This window comes from Caulobacter sp. GW821-FHT12A07 (genome assembly GCF_058807655.1).
The window spans coordinates 96,844-110,512 of record NZ_JBXAQX010000003.1 but is presented as its reverse complement, the minus strand read 5'-3'; the positions used below and the strand labels follow the sequence as shown (position 1 = coordinate 110,512).

Sequence of the window (13,669 nt, the reverse complement as noted above, 5' to 3'; positions counted from 1 at the left end):
TCGGGAACGACGTTTCAGGGTGCGAAAGGCGTTTCGGCCGCGGGCGAAAAATCAGCCGCGCTGAGGGCGTCCGCTGAGGTCGGCGCCGGCGTCCGGGGCGAAGCGGCGGTTCCAGATCGTCGCCGAGGCCGAGATCGCCGTGACGATCAGGAAGGCCAGGGTGAAGTCCGCCAGCCGCGGCGAGGCGTGGTCGCCGGCCAGCATGCCGACGTGCAGGGCCAGAGCGCCGGCGCAGACGCCCAGCGACAGCATCAGTTGCTGGAAGGTGGCGTAGAAGCTGGTCGCCGCGCTCATCCGCTCGGGCGGGATCTCGTCATAGGCGATGGTGTTGTAGGCGGTGAACTGGAACGACATGCAGAAGCCGCTGACCATCAGGGTCAGGAAGATCAGCCAGATCGGCCATTCGGGGCGGAAGAGACCGCAGACCGCGTAGCCGGCGCTGGCCGCCAGGCCGCCGACGATCATGCTGTTTCTGAAGCCGAAGCGGCGCAGGATGCGCGGCGCCAGGCTCTTCATCGCCAGCGAGCCGATGGCTCCGGCGATGGTGATCGAGCCGCTGGCCGCGGCGGTCATGCCAAAGCCCAGTTGCAGCATCAGCGGCAGCAGGAACGGCTGGGCGCCCTGGGTGATGCGGGTCAGCGAGCCGCCGATCACCGACAGCCGGAACGACGGCACGGCCATCAGCGACAGATCGAGGATCGGGTCGGCGCGCCGGTGGGCGTGACGCAGATAGAGTCCGCCCGCGATCAGGCCGACGGCGATCAGGGCCAGGGCCTGGGGCAGCTCTCCGCTGCGGCTGGTCATCTCGAAACCGAACAGCAGGCAGCCGAGCGAGGCGCCCGACAGCAGGAAGCCGACCGGATCGGCCCGCACCGGCGTCTCGCCGCGCACCTCGTCGATGAACAGGGTGACCAGCACGATGCCCAGCACCCCGATCGGGATGTTCAGGTAGAAGATCCAGCGCCAGTCCAGATAGGTGACGATGAAGCCGCCGATCGGCGGGCCCAGGATCGGGCCGATCAGGGCCGGGATGATCAGCCACGACATCGCCGAGACCATGTCCTGCTTGGCCACGGACCGCAGCAGCACCAGCCGGCCGATCGGGATCATCATCGCGCCGCCGATCCCCTGCAGGAAGCGGGCGAGGATCAGCAGCGGCAGGCTGGTCGCCTGGCCGCACAGCACCGAGCCGCCGACGAAGACGGCTATGGCCAGGCGGAACACGGTCTTGGAGCCGAAGCGGTCGGCCAGGCGTCCGCTGGCCGGAATGAAGATCGCCAGCGCCAGGAGATAGGCGGTGAGGGCGGAGCTCAGGCTGGGGGCGGGCACGCCGAAGTCGCGGGCCATGGTCGGCAGGGCGGTGGCCAGCACCGTGGCGTCCATCTGCTCCATGAAGAGCGCGCAGGCGATGATGACCGCCACCAGGCGGTAGGGCGGCCGCTTGCGGTCGTCGATCGCCGGCGCGTCGGGAGCCCGCGTGACGCCGTCGGCGGCGGGAAGGATGCCGTCGCGGACCTCGGAATTGATCGACGCCAGGCCCCGCCGCCTCAGCCTGGTCACGCACGGGCCTCGTGTTCAGAGGTCGCGACAGGGGGCGAGGGGCGGCGATAACGTAGGGTCACGGAGCGGTTTAGACGCCCTGCGGGGCGTCGGCGCAACCCCTTTGGGCCGTCGGTCAGGCCGGGATCGAGCGCTTCAGCCGGGCGGCGGCGAACACCAGGCAGGCGCCGCCGGCCACCGCGCTGAGCTGCATCAGCGAGATCGACGAGGCCAGGCCGTCGGCCGCGCCGCGGGCGACGAACAGGTCGCTGAGCCAGCCGGTCAGGAACGGGCCCACGCCCATGCCGATGACGTTGAGCACGAACAGCATGCTGGCCATGCCGACGGCGCGCAGGCGCGGCGGCAGCAGCATCTGGCCGGCGGCGAACAGCGGGGCCGAGAAGGCCGAACCGGCCAGTTCGGCGATGAAGTAGCAGAGATAGGCGGTCGGGCCGCTGGTCTGGAAGAACAGCAGGATCGCCGGGCCCATGACGCCGATGCCGATCATCGGCAGCCACAGGTACCAGCGGGCGTCGCGGCCGCCCAGACGGTCGGCGGCGAAGCCGAAGATCAGGGTGCCGACGAAGCCGGTGACGCCCTGCAGCAGCCCGCTCAGCGAGCCGACCTCGGTCGAGCTCATGTGCTGCACGCGGATCATGTAGGTCGGCACCCAGTTCTCGAAGGCGCTGGCCGAGGCCGAGATCAAGGCAAAGCCCAGGGCGATCGGCAGGAAACAGGGGTGGCTGACGATGTGGCCGGCCGCTTCCTTCAGCGAGTACTGGCGGGCGTTCTCCTCGGTGGCCGCGTCGAAGGTTCCGCGCGGCGGCTCGCGCACGATCAGGAAGAACAGTGCGGCGACGATCATCCCCGGGAAGCCGACGATCAGAAAGGCGCTGCGCCAGCCGAAATGGTCCTCCAGCACGCCGCCGAAGGTCAGGCCCGCCCACATGCCGATCGAGATGCCCAGGCTGTAGACGGCGATCGCCGCCCCGCGCCGGGCCTGCGGGAAGTAGTCGGAAATCAGCGAATAGGCCGCCGGCGAGCATCCCGCCGATGACACCGCGATGCCGAACCGCGCTAGCGCCAGGCCCATGAAGTTGCCCACGAAGCCGCTGATGACGGTCAGTGTGCTCCAGGTCCCGATGGCGGCGGCGATGATCGCCCGGCGCGAGCCCTTGTCTGCCAGGCGCGCGATCGGAAAGCCCGCCAGCGAATAGAGCAGGGACGAGCCGAAGCCCGTCAGCAGGCCGATCTCGGTGTTGGAGACCTTCAGGTCGCGGCTGATCGGATCGACCAGGATGATCAGCAGGAAACGGTCGATCCAGCTGAAGGTGTAGACCAGGGTCAGCATGGCCAGGACGATCCAGGCCCGGCTCGACACCTTCGAAGGGGCCGGTGCGGGCGTTGCGTCGGCGATAGCGGCGTCGGCCATGTTGGTTCCGTGGGAGACTCTGACCCCTCCGACGAACCACGGCGCGTGTCGTGGGTAGATGCCGTTCTTAGCAACCATGCTTGGCGGGCCGCGTAACGAACCGCTGGTCCGCTTGGGAAGCGTCGCCGTTCACTTCCAAATTCGCGCAACCATCATTGTGCAACGCGACATTCTCGCTGGCGGGCTCCTGCCAAATCCTCGCATGGAGACCGGCTTGAGCGAGACGCGGGCGGCCTTTCCGGGAGGAGGAAAGCGCCAGGAACCCGCGTCCGCAGCACCCTCGATCAAGAGGCCAGGCCCGTCCGAAGGCTTTCAAGCTCAAGGGGATAATCGTGATGTATTCGGATTTCGTGACGGCTCGCCGACGCAAGCGCGGCCTGAAGGCGACGCTGATGGTCGCCGGGATGCTGGCGGCCGTGTCGCCGACCCTGGCCTGGGCGCAGACCGCGACGGCGCCGGCCGATGACAACGTCGTGCCCGAACTGGTCGTCACCGCCCAGAAGCGTTCGGAGAACGTGCGCGACGTGCCGCTGAGCATCAGCGTCCTGACCGGCGACCAACTGGCCAAGCAGCACGTGGCCAACTACGCCGATCTTGCCCGCAGCACCCCGGGCCTGTCGTTCAGCAACACCGGCAACAGCGGCCTGTCGCGCATCAGCCTGCGTGGCATCAGCTCGTCCCAGGGTTCGGCGACGGTCGGCGTCTATCTGAACGACGTGTCGCTGACGATCCCGAACCAGTTCTTCACCGGCGTGACCCTGCCGCGCCTGTTCGACCTCGACCACGTCGAAGTGCTGCGCGGGCCGCAAGGCACGCTCTACGGCGACAGCTCGCTGGGCGGCACCCTGCGCTTCATCACCAAGACGCCGAAGCTGGGCGGCTATGAGAGCAGCGCCGAGGGCGAGGTCTCGCACACCGACGAAGGCGGCGTGAACTACCTGTTCGGCGGCATGATCAATGCTCCGGTCGGCGAGAACGCCGCCTTCCGCCTTGCCGTGCAGCGCGAGTACCAGAGCGGCTTCGTCGACCACGTCAATTCGGCCGGCGTCGTCGATAACAAGAACGTCGACGCCGAGCGCACCACGGCCCTGCGCGCCAGCTTCCTGTGGGAGCCGACCGACGACCTGAAGGTCAGCTCGACGGTGCAGTGGCAGCAGACCGACGCCGACGACACCGGCATCACCAAGCTGTCGCTGGGCAAGTTCCAGGAGAACCGGTCGGTGCGCGAGCCCAGCCAGGACACCCTGTTCGCGCCGAGCGTGACGGTGGAGAAGCGCTTCGGCGACCTGACCTTCACCTCGATCAGCGGCTACGCCTATCGCAGCTTCGACCGCCAGTTCGACGGCTCGATCTATGACAGCGAGTACGTCGCCAGCGTGCTCGACGACAGCTATGGCGACACCTACGAGACGATCGCCGCCCTGCCGGGGATCATGCGCAACAAGGACGCCGTGGCGACCTATAGCCAGGAATTCCGCCTGGCCTCGCCGTCGCTGGCTGAAAGCGGCAAGCGCTACGAGTGGCAGGTCGGCGCCTATTTCGCCAAGCAGAAGATCACCAGCCTCGACCACGAATATGTGCTGGGTCTCGACGCCGCCGTCGCCTCCGAACTGGGGACCACGACCCAGGCGGCGCTCGGCTACGCCACGCCGGGCGGCCTGATCGGCTACTTCAACTCGGTGCGCCGCAACAACCAGATGGCCGTCTTCGCCGAGGGCTCGTTCAAGGTCACCGACAAGCTCAAGGCCACCGTGGGCCTGCGCCAGGTCAAGGCGTCCAGCCAATATGCGCTGGAGGAGGGCGGTTGGCTGGCCGATGGCGCGCCGGCCCATGACGACGCCTCCACCCGCTCGGCGCCGCTGACGCCGAAGTTCGCGGTGACCTACGAGGCCTCCAAGTCGGTGTCGCTGTACGCCAACGCCGCCAAGGGCTTCCGCCTGGGCGGCCAGAACAACGCCCTGACCTCGTTCTGCGCGGCCGATGTGCGCAGCCTGGGTCTCTCCGACGCCAAGAGCTATCGCCCCGACAGCCTGTGGAGCTACGAGGGCGGCGCCAAGACCCGCCTGTTCGACGGCCGCGTGACCTTCAACGCCTCGGCCTTCTACATCGACTGGAAGAACGTCCAGCAGTCGGTGCGCCTGTCGACCTGCGGCTCGGTGATCACCGGCAACGCCGGCGACGCCCGCAGCCAGGGCGGCGAGTTCGAACTGCGCGCGGCCCTGACCGACAACCTGACCCTCAATCTGTCGGGCGCGGTCACCGACGCCAAGATCACGCAGGCCGCCAAGGGCACCGGCGCGGTCGACGGCTCCAAGCTGCTGGGCACGCCGGAGAACACCTTCTCGGTGGGCTTCGACTATGACCACGCGATCACCGATCGCATCGACGGCTTCGCCAGCGTGAACTGGTCGCACACGGGCGAGAGCTACGGCTCCTACTCGACGACCAGCAAGGACTACCGCCGCCCGTCCTACGACCTGGTGGACGCCAGCATCGGCGTGGATGTCGCCGACATCCAGCTGTCGCTGTTCGCCAAGAACCTGCTGAACGAGGACACCATCATCCAGAAGCCCTCGGTGCTGTTCGTCACCCAGGGCCTGGCGCTGCGTCCGCGCACCGTAGGCCTGAACGTGAAGGCGAAGTTCTAGTCTCCGAGAGGAGCGCCATCCCGGCTTTCCGCTTCGCTGCGGCCGGGGTGGCGAGTTCTCGAATGGGCAAGAAGAAAGGGGCGCTCCTCACGGAGCGCCCCTTTTTCGTTCACCCCGGTCTTCAGTTCACCCGGGCGCGGGCCGCCTCGACCTGCTGGATGAAGGCCGCGACCAGCGGCGGCGGATGGCCCTGGCGAGTGATCACCGAGATCTTGCTGGCGTAGGAGAAGGTCTCCGGGGCGACCTTGTGGAAGCGCTTGCCGCCGCCCATGCCCGCGACCTGATGCTCGGTCAGGAAGCCCAGATAGCGGCCCGAGGCGATCATCATGGCGATCGACTCCATGTGGGTGACCGTCGCCGTGCGCTTCAGCAGGCCGCTGACCCCCAGCCGCTCCATCTCGTGCTCGAACGGGTAGCCGACGAAGTCGTAGGAGGCGATGTCCTCCAGGTCGACCCGGTCGTCATGGGCGCGCAGACGCCAGGCCGGGTGGTCCTCGGTGCAGTAGAGCCAGCTGACCTCCTCGTAGAGGAAGTGGTAGCGCAACTGCTCCATCGGCCGGCGCTCGAACACCACGCCGACGTCGAGATTGTTCTCGATCACCGCCTGCTCGATCAGGTTCGAGGTCGTGGTCGAGATGTTGAAGTGCACGTTCGGATAGGCCGCCTTGTAGCCGTCGAACACCTCCGGCAGGCGGAAGTTGGGATCGCCGACCAGGGCGTCGACCATGCCGATGCGGATGGCGCCCGCGGGGCTGGCGTGGATGTCGCGCACCCGGGCCTCGAACAGGTCGAGTTCGTCGAACAGCTTCTCGCAGGCCTCATGCACCCGCGCGCCCTCGGCGGTGAGGGTGAAGCCGCGCCGGCCGCGTTCGCACAGCCGCGCGCCCAGGCGGATCTCCAGGTCCTTTATGTAGCGGCTGATCGACGGCAGGCCGATCTGCAACTCGGACTCGGCGGCGACGAAACCGCCGTGCTTGACCACTGTAGCGAAGGTGCGCAGCAGGCGCAGGTCGTTGTCGCTGACCCGGCCGGTGAAACGCTTCAGACCCAGTTCCATACTTGGCTCGTCCGACAACAATGATTGCCCATGCGGGCATTCCCGAAGACCGGGGAAGCGACGCAATCTGATGCTCGCGATCCACGGTCGACGCCTGTTCGGAATAGCACCGGGCGGGATGGGGCTAAGATCGCCGGCGGCTAGAAACCGGAAATCCCTGGGGTTTGCTGAAAAGCTGATGGCCGGCGCCTGAATTTTGCGCGGGATGCGTCGCTGGCGAAAACTCGTCGTTCGGCGACCGTCACGCGACGAGCGGGCGGCGAGCCGGGAAAGGCGATCTTTCCGCTTTCGGCAACTAAGGCGATCGACCGGACTGGGCGTCGAAACCGCGCTTTCGCGCCTGCCAGGATCCGCCGCCGATGCTTCGAACCCGTCTTTCCTGCCTTCTCGCGGCCGCGGCCATGGTCGCCGGACCGGTCATGGCGCAACCCGTTCCGCCCTCGGCCGACCGCTGGGCCGGAGACGGCGGCGTCACGCCTTTCTATCGCTGGACAGGCGCGACGCCGTCGTTGCCCGGCATGATGCTGAGGCGGGAGGCGCTGCCCGCCGAGGACGCGCTGGCCGGCGCTGGCCGGGCCGAGCGCATCCTCTACAGCTCCACCGACTGGCTGGACGACAAGAAGATGGTCACGGTCTCCGGCGCGGTGTTCTTCCCCAAGGGCGCGCCGCCGGCCGGCGGCTGGCCGGTGATTGCCTGGGCCCATGGCACGACGGGCGTCGCCGACGTCTGCGCCCCGTCGTTCATGCCGCGCTCCGAGCGCGACCAGCAGTACCTGTCGGCCTGGCTGGAAGCCGGCTACGCCATCGTCGCCACCGACTATGCCGGGCTCGGCACGCCCGGCCCGCATCCGTATCTGCAATCGCGATCGGAAGGCCTGGCCGTGCTCGACAGCGTGCGGGCGGTGCTGAAGGCCTATCCCGGCCAACTGGCCAACAAGGTGGTGACCATGGGCCAGTCCCAGGGCTCGGGCGCTGCCCTGGCCGCCGCCTACTGGGCGCCGAGCTACGCCCCCGACCTGAAGATCAAGGGTACGGTGGCCACGGGCGTCGTGGCCCACACCAACAACACCCGCGGCGCGCCGCAGGAGGCGGTCCCCAGCCTCTACACCGACCGCGACGCCGGCGGGAACGCGGCCTATGAGATCCTCTACTTCCTTGGCACGGTGCGCTCGATCGACCCGCAGGGCATCCGCGCCGAGGACTACATCGCCGAAGCGGGCCGCCCGCTGCTGGAAAAGGCCCAGACCACCTGCATGGGCGGTCTGCGCACCTTCGCCCGTGAGATCGCCCTGCCGGTCTCAAAGCTCTACAGCCGGCCGATCGACGCGCTCGAGGCGCGGGCCGACGCCCTGAGCGACTTTCCGGACGTGAAGATCCCGACCCCGGTCTTCATCGGCACGGGTCTGGCCGACTCCGACGCCCAGACCGTCAGCCAGTACAACTTCGTCTCGGCCATGTGCGCGGCCGGCAACACCGTCGAATGGCGCTACTACCCGCACGCCACCCACGGCAGCGCGGTGATGCGCTCGCGCGCGGACTCGCCGGCCTTCGTCGAGAAGGTGCTGCACGACAAGCCGGTGGCGAACCTGTGCTCGAGCCTGATCCCGCCGGGGGCGTTGCAGGAGCCGGAAGGCTGAGCTGTTCCCCAAACCGAAAAACCCCCGCGAAAGCGGGGGCCTAGGCTTTTCTGAAGCGCATGGCGCTCGAGGATAAAACACCTGGGTCCCCGCTTTCGCGGGGATTTTACGGGTGAAATGGCCGCTCAAAGACTGGCGATATAGGCCCGCCACCCGCCGAAGCCGGTGATCTCGCTCGCGCCGTCCAGCGCGCGCGGCTCGGCCACGAAGCCCTTCACCGTGCGGCCGTCGTCCAGGGTCACCGAGCCGATGGCCAGAGGGGCGGGCACCTCGGCGGTGAAGCTGCCGAAAGCGGCCAGGTCCAGTTCGTAGAGCTCGACGGCGATCGGCGCGCCGCCTTCGGCATGCACCAGGGCCGGCTTGGGCGGGGTCGAGTTGGCGATGGCGTAGAGGCGGTAGCTCTGCGCGGTCTTGGCTTCGCCCAGGAAGCGGGCGTTGCGCGAGGTCAGCTGCCAGTGCAGCGGCATGCCTTGCAGGTGGGCGCCGACGACGGCGAGGGTGACGGTTTCCATCTTGTCTCCAAGGTCCAGGGCGGGAGCGGGCGCATCGAACCGCGCGATGTAGGGGCGAGCAGCTTCAATCAGGGCTCGGTCGGCATGGGCCGGCCCGATCAGGGTGACGCCGAAGCCGACATCGCCGCCCCGGAAGCCCGCCGGCACGGCCAGGGCGCTCATGTCGAGCAGGTTGACGAAGTTGGTGTAGAGGCCCAGCGCCGCGTTCAGCCGGATCGGCTCGGCCTTCATCTCGGCGATGCGGAAAGCGGTCGGCGCGGTGGGCAGGACCAGCAGGTCGATCTCGTCCCACATCGCTTCGGCTCGGCGGACCAGGGCCTTCAGCCGGTATTCGCCTTCGAACAGCTCGACGGCGGTGACGCCCAGGCCGGCCTCGACGATGGTCCGCACGGTGGGATCGATGGCGTCCGGCTTGTCGGCCAGCATCGTCTTCAGCGCCGCCGTCCGCTCGGCCACCCACGGGCCGCCGTAGAGCAACTGGGCGGCCTCGCTGAGGAAGTCGATGTCGATCGGCACGATCTCCGCGCCGTCGGCGGCGAAGCGCTCCAGCGCCTGCTCGTAGAGGTGGGCGGCGGTCGCGTCGCCGAGGAAGTTGCGCTGATGGGGCAGGGGCGCGCCCAGACGCTTGGCGTCGCGCGGGCGATCCTCCAGCGGACGCGAGAACGGATCGGCCGCGTCGAAGCCGGCGGCGACCGCGTCGACCAGTTCGGCGTCGTCGAGATCGCGGGTGAAGACGCTGATGCAGTCCAGCGACCGGCAGGCCGGCACGAGGCCGCTGGTGCTCCAGCGGCCCTTGGTGGGCTTGAAGCCGACCAGGTTGTTGAAGGCGGCCGGCACCCGGCCCGAGCCGGCGGTGTCGGTGCCTAAGGCGAAGTCGACGAGACCCGCCGCTACGGCGACGGCCGAGCCAGAGCTCGATCCGCCGCTGACGAAGGCGCGGTTGAACACGCAGTGCGGCGCGCCGTGCGGGCTGCGCGTGCCGTTCAGGCCGGTGGCGAACTGGTCGAGATTGGTCTTGCCGACCGGGATAGCGCCCCCCGCGATCAGCCGCTGCACCACGGTGGCCGAGCCCTCCGGCGCATAGGCGAAGTCCGGGCAGCCGGCCGTCGTGGGCAGGCCGGCCAGGTCGATATTGTCCTTGATGGCGAAGGTCGCCCCCGCCAGCGGCAGGACTTCGCCGACCGCGATCCGCGCATCGACGGCGCGGGCGTAGTCGCGGACGGCTTCCGGATCCAGCCGCTCGATCCAGACCTGGGGCTGGACGGCGTCGTAGGCGGCTATGCGGGCCAGGGCGGCGTCGGCCGCCTCCAGCGCGGTCGTTTCACCGACGGCGATGGCCACAGCGACGGCCCGGGCGGTCACGCCCGCACCACCATCCGCACCGGCGTCGGGTTGAAGCCGTTGCAGGGGTTGTTGATCTGCGGGCAGTTGGAGACCACCACCGTGACATCCATCTCCGCCAGCAGGGTCACCGACAGGCCCGGCGCCGAGATGCCGTCGACGATGCCCAGGGCGCCGTCGGCCTCGACGGGGACATTCATGAACCAGTTGATGTTGCTGACCATGTCGCGCTTGTTGCGGCCGGCCCGGCCGTTGGCGTCGAGGAAGTTGTCGACACAGGCGTGCTGGTTCTTGGTGTGATGGCCGTAGCGCAGGGTGTTGCTCTCGCACGAGCAGGCCCCGCCGATGGTGTCGTGATAGGCGACGTTGGTGGCCACGATCCGCATCATCGGCCGGCCCTCGTTCGACAGCAGCACCGCCCCGTCGCGCAGGAAGAGGTTGCCCTGGGCGGCGATGGTGTCCTGGGCGCTGTAGCGTTCGGCGTCGTCGGCGGTGGCGTACATCAGGAAGTCGACCGCCTGGTTGCCCTCCAGGTCGATGATCTCCAGCGTCTCGCCGGCCTTCAGGTCGTGCATCCATGGTGCGCGGGCGGGCACCACCTCGTCGTGCAGCACCGTCGTGTTGAGGTCTTCGCGCATCGGACCCTCCTAGCGGGCGTAGTAGTCTTCGACGTTCAGGAAGGCGCGCAGGCCCTCCGGCGTGCCGGTGCGGATCGGGTCGTCGGCGGCGGCCACGGGGCCGCGCCAGGCCTGGGCCCGCACGGGGGTGACCGTGTAGTCGGGACGCGGGTCCATCACGTGCGGGGTGTTGGCCAGCACCACGATCAGGTCCATCTCGGCCCGCAGCAGCAGGCTGCGGCCCGGAGCGAACGGGCCGACCTGCGGCGTGATCGCGCCGTCGGCCTCGACCTTGGCGCCCTTGAACCAGGTGATGCAGGGATGGATGTCCTTGCGGGAGAGGCCGTACTTGCCGACCGCCAGGCCGAACCGCTCGCGGCTCGACGGATGCGGGCCGTAGTTGCCTGCCTGACCGTATTTCGCCGCGATGCTCCAGGGCGTGGACGGGCCGCAGAAGGCGTCGTGCGTGCCCGCCTCGTCCTCCAGGATGCTCATCAGCGCCCGGCCCATGTCCGACAGCAGGAAGCGGCCGGCGCCCAGATAGCCGTTCCACTGGATCTTCAGGGTGTCGGCCACGTTCAGCCGCTCGACCGGGCGCTCGGCGTTGAACAGCAGCATCGAGACGCAGCCGTCGCCGGCCAGGTCGGTCAGGCGCAGGCGGGTCCCACGGGCGATCTGCTTCGAGGCATAGCCGCCGGCCGCGATCGTCTCGGCCCAGACCATGTCGTCCGGCGAGACGCCTTCGGGCAGATCGACCGCGGCCGAGGCGGGCAGGGTGGGCATGGCCTCGACCACCGCGCCGCCCTGGGCGCGGGCATGGGCCTGGGCGCCGTAGGGATCGGCGGTGCTCATGCAGCGCTCTCCGCCTGTTTGGCGGCGTAGGCCTCGAAGCCGTCGACGATCTCGTTCGACATCCGGCGCGCGCCGGTCTGCATGTATTCCATGGCGTTCAGCGCCGCGTCGTGGGCCGGCGTCGACGAGGCCGTCACGCAGTCCTCGACCACGCGGCAGTAGTAGTCGCCCTGGTGGCCGTCGACGAAAGTGTAGTGCACGCAGACGTCGGTGAAGCCGCCGCAGAGGATCAGCGTCTCGGCCTTCAGGCCCTTGAGCAGGATCTCCAGCTCGGTGCCGTAGAAGCAGGAGTAGCGGCGCTTGGCGAGCAGGTAGTCGCCCTCGACGATGCCCAGTTCTTCAATGGCGAACTCGGTGCCCGGCGAGGTCTCGATGCAGTGCACGTCCTCGCGGCCGTCCAGCTCGCGGCCGAAGTCGATCATGTTGGGGCGGTGCACTTCCTTGAAGAACACCACGGGGATGTCGGCGGCGCGGGCGGCGTCGACCAGGGTGCGCACGCGGTGCATGCGCTCGACGCGGTCGGGCAGCAGGGGCAGGCGCTCCGACGGCGCCCAGTCCATGAACGAGCCCTTCTGGACGTCGATGACGACGAGGACGGGCTGACCGACGATCATCGGTCGGGCGTTGTCGGGGGTGTAGGTCAAGGCTGGATTCCCTGGTGTCTCTTGAAGATCACCAAGACCAGCGCGCGGCGTTCGGAGAAATGACGCCGCCGGAAAAGTTGGTTGCGGATCGCGGCAACTGAACCGGCGGCGTTCGTGGTCTAGCGCTTGGCGGCCTTCTCGACGGCGCGGAAGACGCACAGGTAGTTGCCGCCCCATAGCTTGCCGATGTCGGCCTCGGAATAGCCGCGCCGCACCAGTTCGGCCGTGACGTTAGCGGCTTCGCCTTCATTGCTCCTGCCGACGACGCCGCCGCCATGGTTGAAGTCGGACGACAGGCCCACATGGTCGATCCCGACGCGCTTGACGGCGTAGTCGACGGAGTCGGCCAGGTCCTTCACCGTCGCCTTGGGGAGCAGGGCGTTGACGGCGTGGCTGTAGTCCAGCCGCTTCTCTGGCGTCAGGGCCTCGGTCCCGTCGGCGGGGCGAACATAGGCGACCGGCAGGGCGTATTGCGCGCGCAGGGCCGCGACCTTGGGCGGGAAGTCGGAACCCGGCTTCACGAGGTATGGGCCGAAGGCGACGATCTGCACGACCCCGCCCTTGGCGGCGATGGCGTCGAGTTCGGCGTCCGACAGGTTGCGCGGGCTGTCGACCACGCCCTGCACGCCCGAGTGGCTGGCCAAGACCGGCGCGCGGCTGAGCGCCAGCACCTGCTTCACCCCGTCCGGCGTCAGCTGCGAGACGTCGATGATCACGCCCAGGTCGTTGAGCTTGGCCACCGCCTGCTTGCCCAGCGGCGACAGCCCGCCCCACTCGACCTTGGTCCCGCCGCTGGGACGCGAGGAGTCGGCGAAGGCGTTGTTGCCGGCGTGGACGAAGCCGAAGCTGCGCACGCCCGCGGCGTAGTAGGCGTCGATCGGCGCCAGGTCTTCGCCAAAGGGGTAGGCGTTGAGGAAGCCGACGATGATCGCCCGCTTGCCGGCCTTGGCGGCGGCCTCGACTTCGGCGGCCTTCAGGGCCAGGACGGCGCGGTCGGGATGGCGCTCGGCGATCCCCCGAATGGCGGCCAGCTTGCCGTCGGCGTCCTTGCGGGCCTTGGCGTAGCCCTCCGGCGTGCGCGGGCCTTGCGAGACGAACACCGCCAGCACCGCCGCATCGACGCCGCCGCGCTCGAGCTTGGGCAGGTCGACTTGGCCGTCGCCGTCGACGGCCGCCTCGTGGGCGCCGACGCCCAGGTCCTGGGGTACGTCCACGTGGCTGTCGAGCACCAGGACGCGGGCATGGACGGCCTTGGCGTCGAGATCGGCGGCCTGGGTCGCGCCGGCGGTCGCCAGGGCCAGCAGGCCCGCGGTGGCGAGGAGGAGGGGACGGAACATGACGTCGAGCTTTCTGTGGTCGGCTCTGGTTTGCGATCGGGGGAGGGGAGCGG

10 protein-coding genes are annotated in these 13,669 nt (G+C 68.8%); 2 read left to right on the top strand and 8 right to left on the bottom strand.

The annotated features are described in order from the left end of the window. Positions 1 to 51: 51 nt before the first annotated feature. Together AC1RRS_RS07155 and AC1RRS_RS07150 are read right to left on the bottom strand one after the other, a co-directional pair. Positions 52 to 1,560: a DHA2 family efflux MFS transporter permease subunit gene (locus AC1RRS_RS07155; protein WP_492854535.1), complete on the bottom strand. Its 1,509-nt coding sequence runs from the start codon at positions 1,558 to 1,560 to the stop codon at positions 52 to 54. 115 nt (positions 1,561 to 1,675) lie between these two features. Beyond that, positions 1,676 to 2,971: a spinster family MFS transporter gene (locus AC1RRS_RS07150; protein ID WP_487290906.1), complete on the bottom strand. Its 1,296-nt coding sequence runs from the start codon at positions 2,969 to 2,971 to the stop codon at positions 1,676 to 1,678. A gap of 335 nt (positions 2,972 to 3,306) precedes the next feature. Between AC1RRS_RS07150 and AC1RRS_RS07145 the strand changes: the two genes are divergently transcribed. After that, positions 3,307 to 5,619, top strand: a complete 2,313-nt coding sequence (locus AC1RRS_RS07145; protein ID WP_492854534.1) for a TonB-dependent receptor — start codon at positions 3,307 to 3,309, stop codon at positions 5,617 to 5,619. A gap of 121 nt (positions 5,620 to 5,740) precedes the next feature. Here AC1RRS_RS07145 and AC1RRS_RS07140 read toward each other — a convergent pair whose 3' ends face one another. Next, positions 5,741 to 6,676: a LysR family transcriptional regulator gene (locus tag AC1RRS_RS07140; protein ID WP_487290908.1), complete on the bottom strand. Its 936-nt coding sequence runs from the start codon at positions 6,674 to 6,676 to the stop codon at positions 5,741 to 5,743. 359 nt (positions 6,677 to 7,035) lie between these two features. Between AC1RRS_RS07140 and AC1RRS_RS07135 the strand changes: the two genes are divergently transcribed. After that, the gene (locus AC1RRS_RS07135) at positions 7,036 to 8,313 is read left to right on the top strand and encodes a lipase family protein (RefSeq protein WP_492854533.1); all 1,278 of its coding nucleotides are present in this window, start codon (positions 7,036 to 7,038) and stop codon (positions 8,311 to 8,313) included. 125 nt (positions 8,314 to 8,438) lie between these two features. Here AC1RRS_RS07135 and atzF read toward each other — a convergent pair whose 3' ends face one another. The 5 genes from atzF to AC1RRS_RS07110 form a co-directional block, all read right to left on the bottom strand. Further along, a complete protein-coding gene (gene atzF, locus AC1RRS_RS07130) occupies positions 8,439 to 10,187 on the bottom strand; it encodes an allophanate hydrolase (protein ID WP_492854532.1) in 1,749 nt (582 codons plus the stop codon). Continuing rightward, positions 10,184 to 10,804, bottom strand: a complete 621-nt coding sequence (locus AC1RRS_RS07125) for an urea amidolyase associated protein UAAP2 (protein WP_110120530.1) — start codon at positions 10,802 to 10,804, stop codon at positions 10,184 to 10,186. The genes atzF and AC1RRS_RS07125 overlap by 4 nt, the downstream gene beginning before the upstream one ends. 9 nt (positions 10,805 to 10,813) lie before the next feature. After that, positions 10,814 to 11,635 carry an urea amidolyase associated protein UAAP1 gene (locus tag AC1RRS_RS07120; RefSeq protein ID WP_492854530.1) on the bottom strand — a complete coding sequence of 274 codons (822 nt, stop codon included), beginning with the start codon at positions 11,633 to 11,635 and terminating at the stop codon, positions 10,814 to 10,816. Beyond that, positions 11,632 to 12,279, bottom strand: a complete 648-nt coding sequence (locus AC1RRS_RS07115; protein WP_492854529.1) for a cysteine hydrolase family protein — start codon at positions 12,277 to 12,279, stop codon at positions 11,632 to 11,634. The genes AC1RRS_RS07120 and AC1RRS_RS07115 overlap by 4 nt, the downstream gene beginning before the upstream one ends. Positions 12,280 to 12,398: 119 nt before the next feature. After that, positions 12,399 to 13,616, bottom strand: coding sequence for a dipeptidase (locus tag AC1RRS_RS07110; protein ID WP_492854528.1), 1,218 nt, complete (start codon positions 13,614 to 13,616; stop codon positions 12,399 to 12,401). Positions 13,617 to 13,669 lie beyond the last annotated feature (53 nt).